This window comes from Wolbachia endosymbiont (group A) of Nomada flava (genome assembly GCF_964027055.1).
Taxonomy (GTDB): domain Bacteria; phylum Pseudomonadota; class Alphaproteobacteria; order Rickettsiales; family Anaplasmataceae; genus Wolbachia; species Wolbachia pipientis.
Genome location: NZ_OZ034725.1, coordinates 339,347 through 362,774 on the forward strand (window position 1 = coordinate 339,347; position 23,428 = coordinate 362,774).

At 36.1% G+C, this 23,428-nt stretch carries 19 protein-coding genes and 4 pseudogenes; 15 read left to right on the forward strand and 8 right to left on the reverse strand.

Going from position 1 to position 23,428, the window contains the following annotated elements; all coding sequences use genetic code 11:
- The first annotated feature begins 92 nt into the window (after nucleotides 1-92).
- From nuoE to AAGD70_RS01765, 4 genes are all read left to right on the forward strand, one after another.
- A complete protein-coding gene (gene nuoE, locus AAGD70_RS01750; protein WP_065094690.1) occupies nucleotides 93-593 on the forward strand; it encodes an NADH-quinone oxidoreductase subunit NuoE in 501 nt (166 codons plus the stop codon).
- Nucleotides 594-1,811 (forward strand): tRNA guanosine(34) transglycosylase Tgt, encoded by a 1,218-nt coding sequence (gene tgt, locus AAGD70_RS01755; protein WP_065094689.1) that lies wholly within the window; start codon nucleotides 594-596, stop codon nucleotides 1,809-1,811.
- A gap of 1,117 nt (nucleotides 1,812-2,928) precedes the next feature.
- Nucleotides 2,929-3,761, forward strand: a protein-coding gene (locus AAGD70_RS01760; RefSeq protein ID WP_264718686.1) for an IS5 family transposase whose coding sequence is annotated in 2 segments (ribosomal slippage) — nucleotides 2,929-3,295 and nucleotides 3,295-3,761 — 834 coding nt in all. Because the reading frame shifts where the segments join, the coding sequence is not laid out codon by codon here.
- Nucleotides 3,762-4,066: 305 nt separating this feature from the next.
- Nucleotides 4,067-5,980, forward strand: a complete 1,914-nt coding sequence (locus AAGD70_RS01765) for a hypothetical protein (RefSeq protein ID WP_065094890.1) — start codon at nucleotides 4,067-4,069, stop codon at nucleotides 5,978-5,980.
- Nucleotides 5,981-6,031: 51 nt separating this feature from the next.
- Here AAGD70_RS01765 and AAGD70_RS01770 read toward each other — a convergent pair whose 3' ends face one another.
- Together AAGD70_RS01770 and AAGD70_RS01775 are read right to left on the reverse strand one after the other, a co-directional pair.
- The gene (locus tag AAGD70_RS01770; RefSeq protein ID WP_065094889.1) at nucleotides 6,032-7,303 is read right to left on the reverse strand and encodes a M16 family metallopeptidase; all 1,272 of its coding nucleotides are present in this window, start codon (nucleotides 7,301-7,303) and stop codon (nucleotides 6,032-6,034) included.
- Nucleotides 7,300-7,911, reverse strand: coding sequence for a superoxide dismutase (locus AAGD70_RS01775; RefSeq protein WP_065094888.1), 612 nt, complete (start codon nucleotides 7,909-7,911; stop codon nucleotides 7,300-7,302). Before AAGD70_RS01775 ends, AAGD70_RS01770 begins: the two co-directional genes overlap by 4 nt.
- Nucleotides 7,912-8,494: 583 nt before the next feature.
- Here AAGD70_RS01775 and AAGD70_RS01780 point away from each other — a divergent pair.
- The 7 genes from AAGD70_RS01780 to AAGD70_RS01810 all read left to right on the forward strand — a co-directional run bounded on the left by AAGD70_RS01780 (nucleotide 8,495) and on the right by AAGD70_RS01810 (nucleotide 15,861).
- On the forward strand, nucleotides 8,495-8,719 hold the full coding sequence (locus AAGD70_RS01780; protein ID WP_065094887.1) for a hypothetical protein: 225 nt from the start codon (nucleotides 8,495-8,497) through the stop codon (nucleotides 8,717-8,719).
- A gap of 233 nt (nucleotides 8,720-8,952) precedes the next feature.
- A complete protein-coding gene (locus AAGD70_RS01785) occupies nucleotides 8,953-10,359 on the forward strand; it encodes a cytochrome ubiquinol oxidase subunit I (RefSeq protein ID WP_065094886.1) in 1,407 nt (468 codons plus the stop codon).
- Nucleotides 10,352-11,374 (forward strand): cytochrome d ubiquinol oxidase subunit II, encoded by a 1,023-nt coding sequence (gene cydB / locus AAGD70_RS01790; RefSeq protein WP_010962802.1) that lies wholly within the window; start codon nucleotides 10,352-10,354, stop codon nucleotides 11,372-11,374. Before AAGD70_RS01785 ends, cydB begins: the two co-directional genes overlap by 8 nt.
- A 250-nt stretch (nucleotides 11,375-11,624) precedes the next feature.
- A complete protein-coding gene (gene era, locus AAGD70_RS01795; protein ID WP_065094885.1) occupies nucleotides 11,625-12,509 on the forward strand; it encodes a GTPase Era in 885 nt (294 codons plus the stop codon).
- Nucleotides 12,502-13,323, forward strand: coding sequence for a 3'-5' exonuclease (locus AAGD70_RS01800; RefSeq protein ID WP_065094884.1), 822 nt, complete (start codon nucleotides 12,502-12,504; stop codon nucleotides 13,321-13,323). Before era ends, AAGD70_RS01800 begins: the two co-directional genes overlap by 8 nt.
- Nucleotides 13,324-13,530: 207 nt before the next feature.
- The gene (locus AAGD70_RS01805) at nucleotides 13,531-15,531 is read left to right on the forward strand and encodes a porin (RefSeq protein ID WP_065094883.1); all 2,001 of its coding nucleotides are present in this window, start codon (nucleotides 13,531-13,533) and stop codon (nucleotides 15,529-15,531) included.
- A 111-nt stretch (nucleotides 15,532-15,642) separates the two neighbouring features.
- Entirely contained in the window at nucleotides 15,643-15,861 is a 219-nt protein-coding gene (locus AAGD70_RS01810; RefSeq protein WP_065094882.1) for a TA system antitoxin ParD family protein, read from the forward strand.
- Here the strand turns inward: AAGD70_RS01810 and AAGD70_RS01815 are convergent.
- The gene (locus AAGD70_RS01815; protein WP_065094881.1) at nucleotides 15,824-16,087 is read right to left on the reverse strand and encodes a WPE palindromic element domain-containing protein; all 264 of its coding nucleotides are present in this window, start codon (nucleotides 16,085-16,087) and stop codon (nucleotides 15,824-15,826) included. The two genes, AAGD70_RS01810 and AAGD70_RS01815, sit on opposite strands and share 38 nt — an antisense overlap.
- Before the next feature lie 174 nt (nucleotides 16,088-16,261).
- Here AAGD70_RS01815 and AAGD70_RS01820 point away from each other — a divergent pair, with 174 nt between their 5' ends.
- The 3 genes and pseudogenes from AAGD70_RS01820 (at nucleotide 16,262) to AAGD70_RS01830 (ending at nucleotide 18,392) form a co-directional block, all read left to right on the forward strand.
- Nucleotides 16,262-16,621, forward strand: coding sequence for a DUF2163 domain-containing protein (locus AAGD70_RS01820; RefSeq protein WP_082941402.1), 360 nt, complete (start codon nucleotides 16,262-16,264; stop codon nucleotides 16,619-16,621).
- 27 nt (nucleotides 16,622-16,648) lie between these two features.
- A pseudogene (locus AAGD70_RS01825) lies at nucleotides 16,649-17,473 on the forward strand (IS5-like element ISWpi1 family transposase).
- A gap of 86 nt (nucleotides 17,474-17,559) precedes the next feature.
- Nucleotides 17,560-18,392, forward strand: a protein-coding gene (locus AAGD70_RS01830) for an IS5 family transposase (protein WP_341814088.1) whose coding sequence is annotated in 2 segments (ribosomal slippage) — nucleotides 17,560-17,926 and nucleotides 17,926-18,392 — 834 coding nt in all. Because the reading frame shifts where the segments join, the coding sequence is not laid out codon by codon here.
- Here AAGD70_RS01830 and AAGD70_RS01835 read toward each other — a convergent pair.
- The 5 genes and pseudogenes from AAGD70_RS01835 to AAGD70_RS01855 form a co-directional block, all read right to left on the reverse strand.
- Nucleotides 18,372-18,761 (reverse strand): reverse transcriptase domain-containing protein, encoded by a 390-nt coding sequence (locus AAGD70_RS01835; protein WP_410541904.1) that lies wholly within the window; start codon nucleotides 18,759-18,761, stop codon nucleotides 18,372-18,374. The two genes, AAGD70_RS01830 and AAGD70_RS01835, sit on opposite strands and share 21 nt — an antisense overlap.
- Nucleotides 18,643-19,515: a reverse transcriptase N-terminal domain-containing protein gene (locus tag AAGD70_RS01840; protein WP_218914940.1), complete on the reverse strand. Its 873-nt coding sequence runs from the start codon at nucleotides 19,513-19,515 to the stop codon at nucleotides 18,643-18,645. The genes AAGD70_RS01835 and AAGD70_RS01840 overlap by 119 nt, the downstream gene beginning before the upstream one ends.
- Before the next feature lie 451 nt (nucleotides 19,516-19,966).
- Nucleotides 19,967-20,308, reverse strand: a pseudogene (locus AAGD70_RS01845) (PD-(D/E)XK nuclease family transposase); the annotation flags it as partial.
- A gap of 7 nt (nucleotides 20,309-20,315) precedes the next feature.
- Nucleotides 20,316-21,688, reverse strand: a pseudogene (locus tag AAGD70_RS01850) (IS4 family transposase).
- A 54-nt stretch (nucleotides 21,689-21,742) separates the two neighbouring features.
- Nucleotides 21,743-22,355, reverse strand: a pseudogene (locus AAGD70_RS01855) (DUF6444 domain-containing protein); the annotation flags it as partial.
- Nucleotides 22,356-22,778: 423 nt separating this feature from the next.
- Here AAGD70_RS01855 and AAGD70_RS01860 point away from each other — a divergent pair.
- Nucleotides 22,779-23,420 (forward strand): protocatechuate 3,4-dioxygenase, encoded by a 642-nt coding sequence (locus tag AAGD70_RS01860; RefSeq protein ID WP_065095006.1) that lies wholly within the window; start codon nucleotides 22,779-22,781, stop codon nucleotides 23,418-23,420.
- Nucleotides 23,421-23,428 lie beyond the last annotated feature (8 nt).

The window sequence follows — 23,428 nt, forward strand, 5'->3', positions numbered from 1 at the left end:
CTAAGAAGCTTTATGCTATTTCTCAAAAAACCAACAATTGCAATCATTGGTTCTACAGGTATAATCTGTTAAAGTTTACACGAGTCTCATGAATGATAGAAAAAGAAGAGCAGTTTAGTTTTACATCAGAAAACCTCAAGAAAGCAGGAAAGTTTATAGAGATGTATCCCAAAGATAGAGAAGGTAGTGCTGTTATGCCTTTACTATACCTGGTTCAAGAGCAATGCGGATGGGTTTCTGAATCTGCTATGCGTTATGTTGCTGATATGCTGCATATTCCACATATTCGTGTATATGAAGTGGCAAACTTTTATACCATGTATAATTTAAAACCAGTAGGCAAATATCTAATACAAATTTGTAGAACAACTCCTTGCTGGTTATGCAATAGTGAAGAAGTTTTAAACACCTTTAAAAAGAAACTTGGAATCAATATCGGTGAGACTACTAAAGACAATTTGTTCACTTTAAAAGAAGTTGAATGCCTAGGTGCATGCGTTAATGCTCCCGTTGTGCAGATCAATAATGACTTCTATGAAAATCTTACTCCTGAGAAAGTAGAAAACATCATAGCAGAACTTTTAGGCAAATAGATGAAAGAAGAATTTGCATTTAAGATAATCAAGCAATCAGGTTCTGCAAGAGTTGGAACAATTAAAACTCCAAATGGAAGCGTAGAAACCCCCGCTTTTATATTCTGCGCAACAAAAGCTGCAATTAAAGCTGCAGATATTGAAAGAATAAGTGAAGCTGGTACCCAAATCATACTTTCCAACACCTATCACCTAATGCTTCAACCAGGAGAGAATACTGTTGCAAAACTTGGTGGTTTGCACAAAATGATGGGATGGAATGGGCCAATGCTAACTGATTCAGGTGGATATCAGATATTTAGCTTAGGCCACGGATCAGTTTCGGAAGAGATAAAAGGAATAAGAAAAAAACAAAAAACTTTGATCAAAATTAATGAGGATGGGGCAATTTTCCGTTCTTACATTAATGGTAAAACTTATTGTTTAACTCCTGAAAAATCTATACAAATTCAACAGAAATTAGGTGCAGATTTAATCCTAGTTTTAGATGAATGCACTCCATTTCACGTAAGCAAAGAGTACACAGCAAAATCAATGCTCATGAGCCACAGATGGGCTGAACGCTCTTTAAATGAATTTGAAAAAAACAATAATGGCAAGCAGGCACTGTATGGAATTAGTCAAGGCGGAGTACATCAAGATTTACGTAGAGAAAGTTGTGATTTTATCAACAATTTACCATTTTTCGGTCAAGCAATAGGTGGATCACTTGGTCAAAGTAAAGAGCAGATGTACGATGTAGTTTCTTTCACTATGGACCACCTAAAAAAAGACAGGCCTACTCATTTGCTTGGTATTGGTGGAATTGTGGACATCTTTCATGGAGTAAGTCTTGGAATTGACACGTTTGATTGTGTGCATCCAACCCGCTTAGCAAGGCATGGTGGCGCACTTGTTAAAGTAAAAAACAGAAATTCTATTTCTTCAAAGTGCAAAGAGCATATTAATTTGCGGAATCAACAATTCGAGCTAGACGATAACCCAATTGAAAGTGACTGTTTATGTTTTACCTGCAGAAAACATTCAAGAGCTTATATACACCATTTACTGAAAGCTAAAGAGCTCCTGGCTTACACGCTCGTTACCATTCATAATATTTTCTTTATGAATAAGTTAATGGCATCAATAAGGCAGGCAATATTGGATGATAGGCTAGATCAGGAAAAAAATAATTGGATTAGTGAAATACCATTGCACTTTGATTTGGCCTCTCTTTAAGTCTTTTCTTCATTAGACTTCTTGCATAACCATATAACGAACTTTTATTGGAAATAGAAACAAAAAACTTACTTGACAAACTCCGCCAGCCCCCTTATCATGATACTGAAGCTATTTATTTATCTTCGCAATCTGTGCAGGTTAATGACAAAAAACTTAGGGTATTTGGCGTCTCATGTTTAATTTTTCGCACTACGTGCATCGCATGTCTTTAAAAATTTTTAGGTTTTTACCTATATAAGCCGAAACGCGCTTACAAAGCGTTTAAGACAGCAAAAAACGTCAAATTGACAAGGGAGAATTTGAATGCTAGCTACTACGGGGTTTCTTTGCCTTTTTTCCTGCTTAGTAAATTTCTTAAACACTTGCGGTGTAGGTTAGTTGCAAGTTAAAAGCAGCTAAATCGCTCTTAATCAAGCGTTTTAGAATAAAAAAAACGCCGATATTTTAGTACATGGTAAATAGCCAACCACCACGGGGCTTCTTTTGCCTTTTTTTTCATTTGGTAAATTTCTTAATATTTATGGCTAAACGACAATCGTCATCCCGCTACGTGTTAGCGGGATCTATGTTAAGGTATGACGGTTAAGTAAGGGATCTATGTTAAGCTTACTATTACCCACAAATAAAAACATAATATTGTATCTACTCAAATAGTTTAATTTTATTAACCTGAAAGCTTATGAGATTAAAATTATTAAACTAAGAGTTATAATTTTAGCAACTAAAAGCTGTAAATTGCACCATATAAACAGTTATTTCAAGCAAAAATTATGCCATTAAGAGCTATGCAGCAAACATTTATATTTGTGGGTAATAGTAAGATGTTAAGAGGTACCGCGAATGAATCGCGGTATGACGGTTAAGTAGGGTGTCATCCCAGTGCTCCTATAATGTCATCCAAGTAGCTGACACTGGGATGACATTATAGGAGCACTGGGATGACAGGAGAAGGAGGCTACTTAGATGACACCGTCTTGGATGGAAACCAGTGTCAGCTACTTTCATGACACCTTGACAACCGTCATCCCGCTACTTGTTAGCGGGATCTATGTTAAGAGGTTGTCCACAAACCAAGGAATACGTAGTATATAAAGAAAGAATATTGAGGTAAGAGATGAGGAAAAAATATCCAACAGATTTAAGTAAAAGGGAATGGGCAAGAATAGAAAAACACTTCAGAGTATCGTACAAGAAAGGAGGAAGGCCACCAAAATACAGTAAGTGTGAGATAGTAAATGCAATTCTTTATATACTGCGCACAGGATGTCAATGGCGCTATTTACCACACGATTTTCCGCCGTGGAAGGCTGTGCATGAACAGTTTAGAAGATGGAAAAAGCAGGGAATTTTTGAGAAAATGAACTATGATATCACTAAATATAGTAGGTCAAAAATGGGAAGAAATGAGGAGCCGAGCGCATGCATAGTGGACAGTCAATCGGTAAAAACCACGGAAAAAGGGGGGTCAAAGGTTATGATGGTGCGAAAAAGGTAAAGGGGAGAAAAAGACATATAATCACAGATACTCAAGGATTTGTGCTTGGTTGCTATGTAGGAGCTGCAAGCGAAAATGACAGAGATGGGGTGAAGATGGCATTGGACAATATGAAGGAAAAATACAGCAATATTAAGAAAATGTGGGCTGATATGGGATACCAAGGAAAAGATTTAAAGGATTACGTAAAGAGAGAATATGGGATAGATATTGAAATTGTCAAAAGGCCTCCATGTAGGTTTTGGGTGCATAAAGATACACCACTAGAACTATTGCCACAACGGGATCCTGGATTTTCAGTACAGCCGAGAAGGTGGGTGGTAGAGAGGACTTTTGCTTGGATCAATAGAAATAGAAGGCTATCAAAGGAGTACGATTTACTTACAACATCTACTGAAAGTTTCATATATCTGGCTATGAGTAAAGTTATGTTAAGTAGGGAATATGCTTGATTTACTGGTTTGTGGACAACCTCTAAGGTATGATGGTTAAGTAAGGGATCTATGCTAAGAGATACCGTGACGGTATGACGGTGTAGATGATGGTTAAGTAATTCGTCATCCCGCTACGTGTTAGCGGGATCTAGAGATACCGCGGCGGTATAGCTATACCTTTTTTCTACTTAGTTTGGGTTATGCAAGAAGTCTATTCTGTTAACTCTTCCTTTTATTATTTTTCCTTCAGAAGTGCTATAATAAATAATTAATCTATTAATGTTAACCTTTATCCATGATTTGTAAGGATTAGAGGTGAAGATATGGCTAAAGGAAACAATACCCTATTAATATTTGACTTTGATAACACTATTACTAATGGGCACATGCACAATGCTTTTTCTAGGTTAAGCAAAAGTGACTTTGTTTCTACTCAAAATAATGCAGTGACTGACATTGATATAGGAAATTTTCTAGGGAGTACAGGTGGAATAAAAAATGAAGAGAGGTTGAAATCTACATTACAATCTGCACTTTCAGGTGGAATAGAAGTTAATATTGCATCATATACAGGATATCCAAATGCTGTAAAAAAAGTAGCGGAATATTATTTAGGTTTATCTGAAAAACAAACAGGTAGTATTTCTGTATTTGGTGGGTTTCCAGGAGATTATGATAGTCAGTTGCAAGAGTTAGATGTTAGAGAACAACAAAGTCAAGTCGGAAAGAATTTGCACATCTGTGAGGCAATTGTGAATTATAAGAACAATCACAATGGTCGGTTACCAAAAACTGTTATGTTGGTTGATGATAGTGTGGGTAACATAAAAAGAATTAATGAGTTCGTTGAATCAATGAGCAAAAGAAAGGGATGGCTTAAAGAAAATGGGCTGAGTGTTGAAGATATAAACAATATTAAATTTGAAGGCATTCAAGTACCTAAAGAGGACAAAAATGTTGGTTATCTAGAAAGAGTACAGGAGTTTGTCAATGCTAACTTGGTACAAGAACCAATTTATGAAAATTTAAGGGAAGAAGAATCACTATATGCTACAGCTAATAAAAGCACCATCTCCTTAAAAGAAGAAATGAAAGGAATTAGGCTTCTTCTGAATGAAGATGGTGTTAGATCAAAAAAAGCGATACATAATGTTCAAGATGCTTTTAAAAAACAAGTAATGGAAGCAATCAAAAAGCAAGGCTATAGTGTGAGTAGTGAGGAAAGAGAAAGTGGGATTACTGTTGAAGGAAGTAAACCAATAGACGTTCAGCAGATAATACAAGATAATTTTAGTCAATTCACAAAGTTACATGATAAGGCGCTTAATGATAACAAAAACGAAAATCTTAGGAAAAAAGAGCCCATATATCAGAACACTGAAGAGTTATTATCATCACTTCCTCAAAAAAGGAAATCAAGTGATGGTATGGTTGCTGATGGTGAGAATAAAAAACAAGATATTAAGGACATGTCGTCATCCGAAACACAAGCAAACCCAACACGCTCAAAACGTCATGCAATGATGCTTGACCCTCAGCAAATAGAATCTATATACCAGAATGCTGAAGAGTTATCACCAGGTAAAAAATACGCACATATTCAAATCGTTTCCTTAGCACAAGAATTCAAGGCAATCAAAGCTTTTTTTCAAGATTGTATTCAAGAGGTAATAAATGCTATTTGCAATTTATTTAGAAGAGAAGTGGCAACAAAAATTGAAGGGCAGGGCTATAATGTAAGTAATAAGCAAGGAAGTAGTGAAATTACTGTCAAAGGAAGTAAGCCAATAGATGCTTCAAGAATAAACAAAGATATTATTGTCGAGTCCTTAGCTCAAATAATCGAGAAAAAAGAGAAAATCAAAGATCTTAACAATAATTATAAAGGCGACCAGCTGGAGCAAAACATATCAAAGTTATTGAACGCTGATTTGCAAAAGAAAGATATAAACTCAAACTATAATGATGGGGAGCCTACACATCAGACCGTTCAAGAAGCACGGAACTATCATCGGCAAAAGAAAGACATAAACTCAAACTCTGTGAGAGGAAACTATAATGATGGGGAGCCTATATTTCAGACCGTTCAAGAAGCACAGAACTATCATCGGCAAAAGAAAGGTATAGACTCAAACCCTGTAAGCAAAAAACCACTTGCACCACCAGTACCTACTAAAAATTATACGGAAAGGGTTATACAAAGCAGAAATATAGAAGGGATTGGAAGAAATAAGTGATTTATGTGTAAAAAACAAGAGTTAACTGACAGAAGAATTAAAACTAATGCACTAAGCTTTAAGCATAGAAACCACTTTATTGTAACTTGGCAATGATTTAATTTCTCCAATTGCAGCTAGAGTGGTTTTTTCATGCTGAGATAATAATTCTTTTGCTGCTTTTTTTACGTTAGCAGTGGTAACTGCACTAATTTTTTCTATTAATTCACTTTTACTGATATATTTATTATAGTTACCGTAGTAGTGTCCCAATGTTTCAGCACGTGAGCTAACACTTTCGCGTGACATCAAAATTTGGGATTTTACTCGCTCTTTCACTCTATTTACCTCTTCTTCCTTCAGATTATCTGTAGACAACTTTTTCAACTCTGTCGTTATAGATTTTAAAAGCTTATCTAAGTTACTACTATCTGTGCCAGCAAAAATGGAAAACATCCCTGTATCAGTGTAGCTGGAATTAAATGAATAAACAGAGTAAGCTAATCCCTGCTTTTCCCTTACTTCCTGGAATAAACGTGATGACATTCCGCTCCCTAATATAGAATCAAGCACTTGAAACGTGTGATATTTATCGTCATGGCGAGAAACACTAGGTAGACCAATTAGCAAGTGCACCTGATCTAATTTACGATGTTCTAAATACTCACCACCAGTACAGCTCGCATTTTGGCTTTTTTTCAGCTCTTTAGAATGAATCTTTGAGAGAAAATCTTTGGTTAATGCAACAACTTCTTCATGTTCAACATTTCCTGCAACGGCAAATAGCATATTCTCGCCAAAGTAATGCTCATTTATGTAATTATCTAGATCTTCTCGAGTAAAAGATTTTACAGTATCTTGCGTGCCTAAGATTGACCTGCCGAAAGGTTGATCTTTATAAGCTGCCTCAAAATATTTGTCGAAAACAATGTCACTTGGTGAATCATTAGTCTGAAAAATCTCTTGTATTACAACGCCCTTCTCACGTTCCAATTCATCTTCTGGAAATGTTGAATTCATCAATATATCTATTAATATATCAATACCAGTTTTGATGTCCTTCTTGAGAACTTTTGCATAATAGGTGGTGCTTTCTCTACCGGTGCTAGCGTTGAAAACTCCACCTATGTCATCAAAAGCTTTTGCAATTTCAAAGGCAGTTCTTGTCTTCGTCCCTTTGAAAGCCATGTGTTCTAGAAAATGGGATATTCCATTTTGATTTGCACTTTCCGCTCTACTGCCAACACCAACTCGTATACTTAAAGCTACGGAATCAATATCACGCACCTGCTCAGTTATTATGCGCAGACCATTATCTAATTTTGTTACCTGGGGTATATTCATCTCATATATTCTTCTAAGTTCTCTTCTGCAAAATCCCAATTAATCAAATGATCAAGGAAAACTTTTATGTAGTCAATTCTACGGTTTTGACAATCTAAATAATAGGCGTGCTCCCACACATCCATAGTGAGTAATGGAACTTGACCATAAATTAATGGCAAATCTGCATTTGGAGTTTTGGTGATTTTAAGCTTTCCTTTTTCAAACACTAACCACACCCATCCACTACCAAACTGGCTTACTCCATAATTGGAGAATTCTTCATAAAATTTATCAAAGCCACCGATATCGTCCTGAATTTTTTTTGCTAAAAGACTACTATCTTTAGGCTTACCACCACCATTTTTTTTCATTGAGTTCCAATAAAAAGTGTGGTTCCAAACTTGTGCTGCGTTATTAAATATAGGCAAGTTGCTGCTATTACCATGAACTTCTGTTATTAATCCCTCAATTTTCACATGCTGATAATCCGTATTTTCAACCAGCTCATTGAGTTTATTTAAATACCCTTTATGATGCTTATCATAATGAAAGTCTAAAGTTTTTGCAGATATGTAAGGCTCTAAAGCTGTTTTATCATATGGTAATTCAGGTAAAGTAAAATTCATTCAACCTCCTCAATTTCTAACCTAGATAGTATTGCAATATGTGCTCTTGTGCAACATATAATTAATAGCTAAAACATTTAGGTATCTATTGCATTATTCTAAATTATACTACAATAACGATTATTATATAAGCCATAGAAATGGATTAAATGCAAAAGTTACTTGACACCCTTCGCCACCCCCCTTATCATGAAACTGAAGCTATTTATTTATCTTCTCTGTACAGATTAAATGACAAAAAAACTCAACGTATTTGGCGTCTCATGTTTAATTTTTTGCACTATGTGCATCTTATGTCTTCACAACATTTCTGGGTTTTTACCTATATAAGCTGAAACGCGCTTATAAGTCGTTTAAGACAGTATAGTACACCGATTTGCAGGATTAGAGAGTGACAACTAGCTAACACGGGGTTTCTTTTGCCTTTTTTTCTGCTTAGTAAATTTCTTAAACATTTAAACTAAGGTGAGTTGCATTTAAAAGCAGCTAAATTGCAGCGTTTAAGACTTAAAAAACACCAATACTGAAAATAGACAATGACTAGGGCTTCTTTTGCCTTTTTTTTCGTTTGGTAAATTTCTTAATGTTTGTAGCTAACATGAACAAACATTTGAGAGTAACTTCTGCTAGTAGGGTGTCATCCCAGTGCTTGACACTGGGATCCAGCTTTCTTTATAAATTCACCAAAAGTGCTTCATTCTATAACGCAAAACCCATACTCACCAAACCCAATGCATTACTTGCAACTAAGTTTCCTGGATCCCAGTGTCTGGGCACTGGGATGACAAAAAAAGGAGCACTGGGATGACATCATAGGGGCGCTGGCCTGACAATCGTCATTCCGCTACGTGTTAGCGGGATCTAGAGATACCGTGACGGTATGACAAGGGAGAACAGTTGTATTCCTGCACAATTTATTCTCATGACAAAAACGTCTTAACTTTCTCTCTACTTTTTCTGGGTAAGGTCAATTTTGTGAAAAAATGGATTGAATTATAGGCAGATTTGGCTATTATTTGTAATACATGGGTATTAGGTAAAATGTTTAAATTTGATCCTTTATTATTAGCTCGAATTCAGTTTGCCTTCACAATAGGCTTTCACATTATATTTCCTGCTTTCACGATCGGGCTTGCAAGTTTTCTAGCCTTTTTGGAATGGTGTTGGCTTAAGACTGGTGATACACGTTTCCGTGATGTTTATAAATTCTGGATCAAGATTTTTGCCGTTGCTTTTGGCATGGGAGTGGTATCTGGAGTTGTAATGTCATATCAACTCGGTACCAATTGGTCGATTTTTTCTGACCGCATAGCCAATGTTCTCGGCCCTCTATTTTCCTTTGAGGTTTTAACAGCCTTTTTTCTGGAGGCATCTTTTTTGAGTATTATGCTATTTGGATGGAATAGGGTAAGTCCTCGTATGCACTTTGCTTCTACTTGTATTGTTGCAGTGGGAACGCTTATTTCAGCTTTTTGGATTATTGCAGCCAACAGCTGGATGCAAACACCCACTGGATTCACGATTGGTGAGAATGGTCTCCTATATCCAACCAATTGGTTAGAGATTATTTTTAATCCTTCTTTCCCTTATCGCTTTATTCATATGGTAACAGCAGCCTATCTTACAACAGCGTTCGTGGTGGGCGGTGTAGGGGCGTTTTATCTTTGGAAAACGCAACATGCTCCTCAAGCAAGAATTATGTTTGGTATGGCAACCATTATGGTAGCTTTAGCTGCACCATTTCAGTTGTTTGTGGGGGATAAGCATGGATTAAATACTCTAAAGCATCAACCTGCTAAGATTGCTGCAATGGAAGGTATATGGGAAACCGAAAAAGGGGCTGGCTTACTTTTATTTGCTTATCCGGATCAGCAAAATGAAATTAATCACTACGAGATAAAAATTCCTAATCTTGCCAGCTTGATCTTAACACATGATTTTTTAGGAGAAGTAAAAGGATTAAAGGAATGGAAAAAAGAAGATAGACCACCTGTAGTATGGGTATTCTGGTCCTTCCGTATAATGGTTGGAGTTGGAATTTTAATGATCATAATTGGGTTAGTAAGTGTTATACAGTATCTTCGTGGCAAATTATTCCAAAGTTGTTTCTTACATGGATGGTGGATATCAATGATGCCGTCTGGGTTCATAGCGTTACTTGCAGGTTGGTTTACTACTGAAATTGGTCGTCAACCTTACACTGTATATGGAATTATGCGCACAATTGAATCATTTTCACCTGCGATTACCGGTCCTCAGGTTGCATGGTCTTTGATTGCATTTATCGTTATGTATACCCTTATATTTGGAGCAGGCAGTTACTATATCCTAAAACTTATATATAAAGGAATTCCTGTCATTAAAGAAGAAGAGCAATTTTATAAACACGGTATTGGAGCTTCAGTGATTGATGCTGGTACATCTGGAAAGGACAACAATCATGTTTGATTTTTCTTCCTTAATTAATTTACCCCTAATCTGGGGATTACTAATTGCCATAGCTGTTTTACTGTATATTTTAATGGATGGGTTTGATTTAGGTATTGGTATTTTACTTCCTTTTGCACCGTCAGATAAATGCCGTGATCACATGATAAGCTCAATTGCACCATTTTGGGATGGAAACGAAACATGGTTGGTATTGGGTGGTGGAGGGTTGTTTGCTGCTTTTCCTCTTGCATATTCAATATTAATGCCTGCTTTTTATATTCCAATCATTATTATGCTGCTTGGCCTTATAGTGCGCGGAGTATCCTTTGAGTTTCGTTTTAAGGCAGAAGGAAAATACAGGCGATTATGGGATTATGCCTTTCATTTTGGGTCACTTGGTGCTGCATTTTGCCAAGGCATGATTTTAGGTGCATTTATACATGGTGTAGAAGTAAACGGACGCAACTTTTCTGGTGGCCAATTTGATTGGGCAAGTGCTTTTAGTGTAATGACAGGCATTGCTGTGATATTTGGATATGCACTTTTAGGTTCTACATGGCTCATAATGAAGACAGAAAATATAACACAAGAATGGGCACGCAAGGTTGCTTCTTATACGCTTGGTTTTGTAGGTATTTTCATGGGACTAGTGAGTGTAGTGACACCATTTTTAAATGAACGTATTAAAAACTTTTGGTTTAGCATGCCAAATTTTTATTATTTATTTTCTATTCCATTACTCACATCTTGGCTATTTTTCATGCTGTGGTTTGATCTTCAGAATACTAAACGGGAGTACCGTCCATTCTTTCTCAGTATTGCTATTTTTTTTATGGGATATTTAGGTTTAGGAATTAGTATCTACCCATGGATTATACCTTTTCAATATACCATTCTGGATGCAGCTGCTTCTGGGCCAAGTTTATCTTTAATGCTCATTGTTATAATACCGCTTTTACCAATCATTTTAACTTACACTGGTTATTGCTATTATGTCTTTCGTGGAAAATCAAATTATGAACACACATATTAAGGAGTTAGTGACCTTATGGTTAAAACGTTACCCTTAAATCAAGCAGTCGTTCAGGCAATGGCGTCAACTTAAGAGCCTTCATTAGCAAACCCTCCTATGGATTTTCTGAAAAGTTTTTGAGTATATTGTATTTTTAATTTGTAGAATAAGTTTTTTTCCTTTTTGCATGCTAACCAAAAAGGTTTCTGTCATCCTTCTTGTCATATAAGTAGCTTGACGCGGGCATTCAGTTTTCTTTATAATTTTCTTTGTGAAAGAACAAAAATGCTTATTTGTAACCATAGCTGGCTTACCAAATGCTGGGAAGTCTACATTAATTAACAGCATCATAGGCAAGAAAATTGCAATTGTCACTCCTAAAGTGCAAACAACAAGGACGCAAATAAGGGGTGTTGCAACATGCAACAACACACAAATTGTCTTTACTGACTCCCCAGGAATTTTCTCAGCAGAAACAAAACTTGAAAAAGCTTTAGTCAAATCTGCATGGTCGGCAGTTAAGGATAGTGACATCACTTTGTTGCTTGTTGATGTAAGCAATTATTTGAAAAATATAGAAAGAATTAAGACTATATTTATGCGGCTGCAGCGCACAAAAGGCAGATGCATTTTGGTTATCAATAAAACTGATTTGGTAAAAAGGCCTGAATTAAAGATGGCGCATGAGCATCTGAATTTGCTTTATAAATTTGAAAAGGTTTTTATGATATCAGCATTAAAGAATGATGGACTTTCTGATTTGATGAATTACTTGTCTGAAGTTGCATCGGTGAGCTCCTGGTTTTATGAAGAAGATCAAATAACCGATTCCTCGACAAATTTTTTATCAGCAGAAATTACGAGAGAAAAATTATTCTTGAACTTGCGTGAAGAATTGCCATACTCTACAGCTGTTATAACTGAACAATTTGAGGAAAAAAAAGATAAGAGTTTAGTCATCAAGCAGATCATATTTGTGTTGAAAGATAGTCATAAAAAAATAGTGCTAGGAAAAGATGGCAGTAATATTAAAAAAATTAATATCGAAGCGCGTGCTGAACTAGAAAAATTATTTGAGTGCAAGGTACACCTCTTTTTATTTGTGAAAGTGCGACCTTGGATCGACCGTCCGGAGGAGTATATAGGCAATGCTTAATTCTTTATTGGTATTTGATATTGAAACTATACCAGATGTAAATTCCTGCAAAAATTTACTCAATATTAGTGATGATAGTAGTGTAGAAGAGAAGAGGGATGCATTAACAAAATATCATCTTGAAATAACAAACGGGCAAAACTCTTTTCTGCGTCAGCCTTTTCACCTTGTTGTAGTTATTAGTTTTTTACTTTGCAATATAAGCTACCAGAGTGGTTATGAGGTGTTCACACTGCAAGAAATAAGATCTGGAGGCACACTAAATTCCAGTGAAAAGGAGCTAGTGAAAGGATTTTTTAACTACATATCAGAGAAAAAGCCAAGATTAGTTTCGTTCAACGGACGCACTTTTGATATACCAGTGCTGAAGTATCGTGCTATGGTCCATGGCATTCAAGCGGAATATTTTCATAAAGCTGGCGATAAGTGGAATAGTTACAATCAGAGATATAGCAGTGATTGGCATTGTGACTTACTTGAATCCCTCTCTGATTTTGGAGCTTCTGCGAGAGTAAAAATGAACGAAGTTTGTGCAGCATTTAATCTTCCTGGTAAGATTGGAGTTGATGGGTCACAAGTTATGGACTTATACGATAGCGGCAAGATACAAGAGATTCGAGATTATTGTGAAACAGATGTAATTAACACTTATTTGATTTACTTAAGGTTCATGCATCATCAGGGAAGGATTACTACTGAAAGCTACAACAAAAGTGCGGAAGAGCTGCTTTTAGAGTGCGAAAAAAAAGAATACCTAAAGAAATTTAAAGAAGAATGGGAAAGAACTTGTGGTGGAAAAATTTTACTTCCATAGAATAAATAGTCGAGTTATAATGCACTAACAAGCGAACCTCTGTACTAAATTTTGGTTAATATACACGTTGAGCATATTAAGAAAGTTGCTTTTAAGGTATTGCATTTTACTTTTATTTTCGTTATAAGGTTGCTTTAAGTTGAATTTTCAACATTTTTATACTATTTACATTTAAGATATGATTTCGAAATTTTTTGGGGGCACTTCATGAAAAAGTCTATGTATACTAGAACTGCTCTAGTTTCTTTATTAACTTTATGTTCTTTCAGCAGTTTTGCAGCTGACTTTCCTGATGAGAGTATGAAGGAAATAAAAAAGCAAGAGAGCACAAAAACTTCTGGAAAAACAGAAGTTATGAAAACATCAAATAAAAAACTGAAAGAAAAGATGGACAGAATATGTAATGCTGATCCAAGAAAAAAAGCTGAAGAGCTTAAGAAAAAGGAGGAGATGAGATTAGCAGCCGAGCAGAAGAAAAAAGAGGAGATCAGGCTAGCAAATGAGAAAAAAGCAAAGCTTATAGAGGATTCAAAAGCGAAAGCTCTAAACGCTAAGAATTCTAATATAGAAAAAGGTAAAGTTTCAAAAACTAAGCGTTCTAAAACTAAGAATGCTAAAGTTGAAGCTAAAGATGTAAAGAAGGATGTAAAAGTTGTTAACAAAAATACAGAGGAAAAAGGTAAGGCAAGTCCTGTTGTTTCAGTTGGTGGAGTTGATATTATCGATACCAATCAAGGGCAAAGTAATTTAAGAATAACTTTTGGTGGTGTTGTTGATGCTCAAGGTTATGGCAAAGCTGGACCAAGTGGCGCAGATTATAAACGTTATAACGTTATGCCAAACAGATCTACAGAGTATTATGATGCCACTCCAGATATAACAAGAGGAGCAAATCCAATATTCTATGAAGGAATAGGAAATATTGGTGATTACAGCAACGATATGGGTATGATTGCTGATGCAATATTGCACCTCAGAGCAGAAAATAAGAATGAAGATTTAGGTCTTCTTTATGGTGCTGACGTGCAGTTTCATGTCCCAGTGACCGAAGGTAAGGGAGCTTCACAGGGTGTTTATGCTGCAAAAGGCAGAAGTGCGCATGTGTTTGTTAACTCAAAATATGGTGACGTGAAGCTTGGTTATCAATTTGGTCCTGAGGCTCTGATGAGACTTGATGCAACAAGAATTGCAACTGTTGACGGAGCTGCAGATAGTGATTGGTTCAGAAAAGTGAACTTAGAAGGAAGCGCTGCAAGCTTTCCATTTTATGTAACACCACGTCTTTACACTGAAAGTTTTTCGAGTGAAAGTGAAAAATTCTCTTTCCGCATGGCAGGGAAATATAACAAAGGCGTTATGACTACACTGCCATTTAGAGTTGCTTACTACTCACCAAATTATATGGGCGCAAGGTTTGGTATCAGTTATGCACCTCGTTATGATAGTAGTTTGTTTACTGTAAAAGAAACAGTTCCTTTTGAGGAGGATATAAGTGGTACCAAGGTGATAAAGCATAAAGAAGAGATAAAGCATGTCGGTCCAGACTATGAGCACATAGTAAGTGCTGGTGCATCATATGAATATGACTTTGATAAATATAACATAAAAGTTAAAACTTCTGCAGTTGGTGAATATGGCTTTCCAAAGCAACCAAGTAAAGATAAGCATCTTTATAAGGAATTTGTGGAGTATAATGATCTGATGGGTGTTAATTTGGGTGTAAGCGCTGATTATAAGATTAATGAAGATCAAGGCATAAAATTTGCTGCCTCTTTTGCATACTTGGGCAAATCTGGTCAACCGAAGGGTATTAAAATAAAAGGTAATGATGACTATAAACAAATTCCTGAAAAGGATCCTCAAGATCAAAGTAAGGACAATAAAGAGTATGAAAGAATTAAAGGCTTAGCTCAATTCGATAACAATACCATGTATTGGACTGTAGGAGCTGGGTATCAACATGAGAATATCTACACAAGTTTGACGTACTTTGGCAGCAGAATGAATGACAAAGATATGCTTCATGATGGTGCACTTGGCGTTCAATATGATCTGTCTCCTGCATGCAGTAAGAGCAAATTTGTTCCTTACGCAGCTCTCCATTATTTTATGACTAACGAAACAGGTAAGCTGAAAGATGAGTCTGATGCTGATGTACCTTCTAACCAAGGAATTCTCCTTCTTACTGGTGTGAAGTTTTCTTTCTAACCAGCCAGTACACACCACAGTTAACTGTGGTGTGTATTTCCAGATGAAAATTTTATATTGAAAAAATTTCCAATATATGGTATAATAGCTTAAAGTAGAAGTAACAATATCATGGATATAACAGTAAATCTTGATGGAGAATTTGAGGAAATAGTACAGTCCCATTCCATGTTACAAAATCGTTCCGTACCACAACAAATCGAGCATTGGGCTAAAATTGGTCAAGTTGTTGAAGATAACCCGGAGCTAAGCTATAACATCATTAAAGAAATCCTTTCAGGTATTGAGGATGCTAAATTAGGCAATATTGAAGAGTATAAGCCTTTGTAGCCATATTCCATAAGTGCTCCTTTTCTATCGTCTCAGTGCCAATTTTTGTCATACCAGTATTTCTCTCCTTGTTATCCCAGCACCCCTTTCCTGTCATTCCAGTGCTTGACACTGGAATCCAGCTTTTGATCGAAAATGTTGTATAATGCACAATCAATTTTTCTGGATCCCAGTGTCTGGGCACTGCCTTTGTCTTTGAGGCAAAACCGGCTATAACACTTAACATACTGCCTTTACAAACAAATGTTTGTACAGCTGTATGTCAAGCACTGGAATGACACCCTATGGTCACCGGAATGACGCTTTATGGCTACTTAGATGATGAGAAAAGAACACACTGCCCTTATTCTACTGGCCGTATAGCTACTTTCAAATTTAATCAATTAAGCAGGAGGCCCCTATGCAAACCACACTAAAAAATCATTTAGCTGGAGAATTACTTACCACCGCTACGTGCTGGAAATTAAAGCTCGCAGGTGGAGAAGTAATGGGATTCACTGACTATGATGAAGATTTAAATATTGATAATATACTCTATAAATCTTCAAGTGGATTTACAGCCAGTAGTATAATATTAAACAGCGATTTAAAAACTGATAATCTAGAAATTGAAGGGATATTAAATAGTATTGATATTAAAGAAGAAGATGTTTTATCAGGAAAGTACGACTTTGCAAATATTGAGATATTTCTTGTGAATTATAAAGACTTGACCCAGGAGACAATGAGAGGTTGTCCGGAAACAAGTAAAAGGCTATAATATCTGAAATTTTAGTACGGGGTAAAGATGAGAAAAAAGTATCCAACAGATCTAAGCGAAAGGGAATGGGCAAGAATAGAAAAACACTTCAGAGTATCATACAAGAAAGGAGGAAGGCCGCCAAAGTATAGCAAAAGAGAAATATTAGAAGCAATTTTCTATGTATTGCGTACAGGGTGTCAATGGCGGTATTTACCAAATGATTTTCCGCTATGGAAGACTGTGTATGAGCAGTTCAGGCAATGGAAGAAGCAGGGAATTTTTGAGAAAATGAATTATGAAATATAGTAGAAGAAAAATAGGAAGGAATGAGCAGCCGAGTGCCTGTATAGTAGATAGTCAATCTGTAAAGACTACAGAAAAGGGGGGATCAAAGGCTATGATGGAAGTAAAAAAGTAAAGGGTAGAAAAAGGCATATAATTACAGACACTCAGGGTTTTATACTAGGTTGTTACGTAGGCGCTGCTAACGAAAATGATAGAGATGGTATTAAAATAGCATTAAACAATATGAGAACAAAATATACTAAAGTTAAAAAAATGTGGGCTGACATGGGATACCAAGGAAGAAATTTAAAGAATCACATAAAGGAAGAATATGACATAGATATTGAAATTGTTAAAAGGCCTCCATGTAGATTTTGGGTGCACAAAGATACGCCACCTGAGCTACTACCAACAAGAGAACAAGGGTTTAAAGTACAGCCAAGAAGATGGGTTGTAGAAAGGACTTTTGCTTGGGTTAATAGGAATAGAAGGCTATCGAAGGAGTATGATTTACTCACAACATCCACTGAGAATTTCATATACCTAGCTATGAGTAGGGTTATGTTAAAGAGGGAATATGCTTGAATTTACTTGTTTCCGGACAACCTCTTAGAGGTTGTCCATAAACCAAGGAATACGTAGTATATAAAGAAAGAATATTGAGGTAAGAGATGAGGAAAAAATATCCAACAGATTTAAGTAAAAGGGAATGGGCAAGAATAGAAAAACACTTCAGAGTATCGTACAAGAAAGGAGGAAGGCCACCAAAATACAGTAAGTGTGAGATAGTAAATGCAATTCTTTATATACTGCGCACAGGATGTCAATGGTGCTATTTACCACACGATTTTCCGCCGTGGAAGGCTGTGCATGAACAGTTTAGAAGATGGAAAAAGCAGGGAATTTTTGAGAAAATGAACTATGATATCACTAAATATAGTAGGTCAAAAATGGGAAGAAATGAGGAGCCGAGCGCATGCATAGTGGACAGTCAATCGGTAAAAACCACGGAAAAAGGGGGGTCAAAGGTTATGATGGTGCGAAAAAGGTAAAGGGGAGAAAAAGACATATAATCACAGATACTCAAGGATTTGTGCTTGGTTGCTATGTAGGAGCTGCAAGCGAAAATGACAGAGATGGGGTGAAGATGGCATTGGACAATATGAAGGAAAAATACAGCAATATTAAGAAAATGTGGGCTGATATGGGATACCAAGGAAAAGATTTAAAGGATTACGTAAAGAGAGAATATGGGATAGATATTGAAATTGTCAAAAGGCCTCCATGTAGGTTTTGGGTGCATAAAGATACACCACTAGAACTATTGCCACAACGGGATCCTGGATTTTCAGTACAGCCGAGAAGGTGGGTGGTAGAGAGGACTTTTGCTTGGATCAATAGAAATAGAAGGCTATCAAAGGAGTACGATTTACTTACAACATCTACTGAAAGTTTCATATATCTGGCTATGAGTAAAGTTATGTTAAGTAGGGAATATGCTTGATTTACTGGTTTGTGGACAACCTCTTATTGAAAATCCAAGAAAATCAAATCCTGGTTTTGTTTCATCAATGGTTCTTAATGTATGAGAAACTCTTGTTTTAGAGGGCTTTAATTTTAGTCCAATGGTTTCTAACCATTCTTCAACTAAAATTTTTGCTTTAAGAATAATCTCTTCATTTTCATGTATGATGACAAAATCATCACAGTAGAAAATTACACTAATAGACTTTTGCGCGTTTTTATGCGATATCCTACCATATTTTCTTTTCATGCATTGAAAGAGTTCGTTTGTTAATGCTTTTTTGATATGTTGCTCTAATCCGTGTAATGCAACACAAGCTAGCAACGGTGAGATCGTCCCTCCTTGAATTGTACCACGTTTTGTGGATTGAAACTTTCCATCTTCCATAACGCCTGCCCTTAACCATCTTCTTATGATTTTCTTTAACGTTGGTGTGGTTTTCAAGCAGTTTATTATGGTTAATATTGTCAAAACATCCAGAAATATCAGCATCTAATACATATGCTGTTTTCTGTTTTAGCACATCAAATCTGGCTTCAATTGCATCATGACATGATCTACCAGGTCTAAAACCATAAGTGTTTGGCTCAAGTTTTGCCTCCCATTCTGGTTCTAAAGCCATTTTTACAAGTGTTTGTTTTGCTCGACACGATATAGTAGGTATACCAAGCGGGCGATGCTCCGATGGCTTACCAGGTTTTGGGATCCAAACGCGTCTTGATGGCTTTGCTTTTTCTTTTATATCTAAAGAATATGATAGTTGTAATCTTTCTTTTTGATTAAGATTAGCCTTTCCATCAATACCTGCAGTCTTCTTCCCCCTATTGTCCTGTGTTACTTTCCTAACAGCGAGTGTTTTTGCACTTGTTGATTTGAGCAATAATTTTTGAAGATTATGCATCTTTTTGATATCATTACATTTAGAAGCTTGGTAAATTCGTTTTTGTAGCTTAAATGAAGATTTCTTCAGCTTTCGCCAAGGAATTCCATTCCATTCATACCTAGCTTTTTGCTGGTCCATAACATATTCACTACTATTCACCACTTTACCTTCCAAATTAAAGTGTTTACGTCTGCATATCCCAGATATTACTTTGGGCATTAGCTTCTTAAACAATCCTTCCACATAGCAGCTTGTGGTTGGCTACCTACTTATATTTTAATGAATATAAGAGCTTTTATGTGGTTACTCCGTTCCATGGCTTCGTTTCACGTTAAACTTAGATTCCTACTATTTGCCGGAAGCTGGGAACATCAATAACTAAAGTCTTCAATCTTTAGTTCCACTTTTGCTTCATACCGTTTTGGTCTATGCGTAATTCAACCTCCTTTCGCATACTATGCTTTGATGACAATTCAAACATAGGTTCCTCTCGTAATCATATCTAACTCTGTTTGCAAGGATTCACCATGAGGTTTAGTGTTACCTGCTTTTATCTCATGCTTGCACCCCAAAGGTTGCCACCCTTTAAAATGTGAGATATACATTATCCCCGATGTCTAGGGAAAGTGGAATTTAACCACCACAAAACCACGACTTTCAGGGTCGCACTAAAAAAATAAATCCATTTTTCAACAATATTTGAAAGCTGATCTTCTTTTGTCTTATTAAACTTTGGTAGCTCGATGAAAGTGCAACTAAAATCTTTGAGATCATGTTCATAGGTAATTTTATCAAAAGTAACGTGATCAGATTTGTAAGCCAGCTTGTTAGGAAATAAGATAAAATCGGCGATAGCAATAAAAATAACTCCTTTAAGATCTTGATCACCTTTGTGAGCTTGACTTGAATAAGCTTTAGCAGCATAGTATTGAGCGCGTTTCTCAAAACCTTTATCACGAGCAAACTGGTCAGGTAAGGAAGCAGTATTACTACTACTCCCTCCCTTAGAAACCTTACTATTACCCACAAATATGAGGTTCATGAGCAAGTCTCCATCCTTCTGCTAGATCAAAGAGACGTCTCCACCCTTTCCAAAGAGTAATTGGTCCTGGTTTTGGGTCGCTTTTTCTTGCTAAATGACCTCCAAGTTCACGAAACGGCTTCTTTTATAGTAGGGGCTATATTTGGACATGGTTTCCTGTGTATTTTAACATATAAAACTTTCCATTCTTCCTCAGCTAATAAGGCAGTACATGGTAATGTTGCTTGCAATTGATGTAATAAAGAAAATTCTCCAAGCAATAATGCTCATGACTGTTAAAATACCTCATTAATCTTTCTGCTGTTCCAAGTCTACATTCCTCAACTTTGAGACCAGATTTTAAAATCTTATGCAATATCTCTATTTTCCATCTCAAACAATACCAACTAACTTTTTCAACAGCTTCTTCAAAAGTACTGACCGGAAAAAAGCATCCACTCTAGAGGACTTGCTTCGGGAGGAGAGTTTTTTTCAACAACATGAATTGCGTGAAGTTGTAGACTCTGTCGGTTTATATTTTATGTGACCTTCTTTACATTTTATATGGCCTTCATGTGATAAATTTTCCGAATCTAATTTCTAAAAACGCTGTCCTTTTTTGCTTGTTATCTCTAGCAGGGATTTCAACTTCTACTTTTCCAGCGCAAGGGAGACCTTGGATCAATGACCATAATTTTTGCTTGTTCCTGGTATGCATGAATTTTTTATTTACATTTCTGTTGTGGCAAGCTCTTACTAAAATTTCTGAGTTAAGATTATGTGCAAGTTCAAAAAAATCATGCATATCTGCTTCTCTGTCACATACAGTTATAGCTTCGGTTTGGGCCAGATCTATAATATTATTTGTTTTCTTTAAACTTTCTAGCCATTTCATACTTTCTTTATCCTCAATATGAACGTTGTTACGATGGCTCTTTAGTCTTTTTTCTTCTTCAGAAATGAGTTGCCTCGAGTAAATCTTTTGATCCAGTATTCCCAGCTTCCGTACTAACAGCAAGGGCTGTATGCATTACTGCTCCTTTTCCAGCAATAGTTCCCAATCCGCTTATGGCTTGAGTATGAAATATAAGTTGTATCTTGAATCACAAGAATTCTTTTATGAGCTTTTGTTCTTTCAACTGTTTTATCAATGTGTGAAGCTAGAATATCGACTTCTTTTACGTTCTCATTTTGAAAAAAACGATATGCTGCTTTTGCTTCTGACCAACTTCCGCATGCCTCATTAATTGAGCTTTCAGGTAAACTTATCAAACTATCAGCAATATTTACTAATCGGTCAGTTAATCTTTTATCTCCAAGTACAGCATCTCCAAATTCATTTTTAGCCCATTCATTACTCTCGTTTGCCATTTTTATACCCTCAATATTTGCAAACTCTAATATTGTAATACTTTATTTATAAGTACATTTATATTTGTGGGTAATAGTAAGATTTGATATGCTGCCAACACTTATGTTCAAATTAAAAATGTCATTTATGATACTAGCCACTTCACGCTTTGAGTTTTTGTAAAATCCGCTGAGTGCTGCAATTATAGACTTAACCCTTGGACCAAATGTATCTGGCGTAACACCTTCTGGTAACTTGCTACTTTTTCTTTTTCTGCATCTCCGACAACGACCATGTTCCAATTACTACATAAGGCCTAATTTCCGGAAGATCAACTTTTTGGTGCACATAAGGTTTTTCGCATATTACAAGCTCTCCTCCGCATTCGCAAATATTAGGCAACTCTATTTTTACTACTTTATCCGCTTCCATTGTGGCATGAAAATTTCCTTTATGCCCAACCTGATCGCCAACATTCCTTTCGCTTTTTGGCTTGTCCTTTTTTGTTTTGTACAATTCTTTAGAGCTCGGTAGAGATGAATTTTTCGAGTTTAAACCAAGCCTCTCTTTCAACTCAGCGTTCTCAATCCTCAAGGCCTTATTTTCTGCCTCTAACTCTTCTATCCTCCCTTCCAACTTTTCTATTTTTTGCTGTAAATTTTTGCAGAGTTCTAAAAGGTTTACCACATTACCTCACTTTTGCTCTATGATTATCTTTTTAGATCACTTTGTCTACCTTATTCTACCACTCCGCTGAACGGATACAATTTACTAAACAGAAAAAAAGGCAAAAGAAACCCTAGGGTAGCTAGTTATTCACTATCCATTTTTTAAGTTGGCGTTTTTTAATGTTTTAAATAGCGCGTTTCAGCTTATATTAGGTAAAAACCTAGAAATTTTATAAAGACATAAGGTGCACATAGTGCAAAAAATTAAAAATAAGACGCCAACTACGTTGTTTTCTTGCTGTTTAATCTGCACAGATGAAGATAACTGAATACCTTCAGTTTCATGATAAGGGGCTGGCGAAGGGTGTCAAGCAAGTTTTTTCGTTTCTATTTCCAATAAAAGTTTGTTATATGGTTATGCAAGAAGTCTATTATAAATAAAATGAATGTGAAAAATATCTTATTAGCGTTTTTAGTACAAATGGTATTCAGTTTGCCGCTATTTGCAGCTGATCCTGTTTTGCTCAACTGCATTGAAACTCCGGAAATATATGACCTTGATGCAAGGCCAAAAAATTTTAGCTCTTCAAACAATTTAAGAAGGAAACCTGGTTCTCCAAATAGTGCAACAGGAGAATTAATACACATAGTGGGTAGAATTACTGATATAAACTGTTTACCAATACAAAATGCTGTAGTTTCTATATGGCACGCGAATTCACGCGGCGTGAACCATTACGATAAGAATATAGAGGATGATCCGAATTTTGCTGGATCAGGAAGGTTTGTAGTGAATAATCTTGGCTATTATAATTTTGTTACGATAGCACCTGGTAAAATTGGTGATAGAGCTCCACATATCAACTTTCTAGTTCAACATCCAGATTTTCCAGAATTCACAACGCAAATGTTTTTTGCTGACCATAATTGCGATAATTGTGCTGATCCTGTTCTTGGAGATTTTGTTAGTAATGGGCTTGCAAGCCTTCTCATAACACCATTTACTTACAGTGATCAGGTCATAAAAACCTATACGTTTAACATTACCTTGGGCGGATATAATAAGTTCTCTAATAAAAGATAAAAAACCTT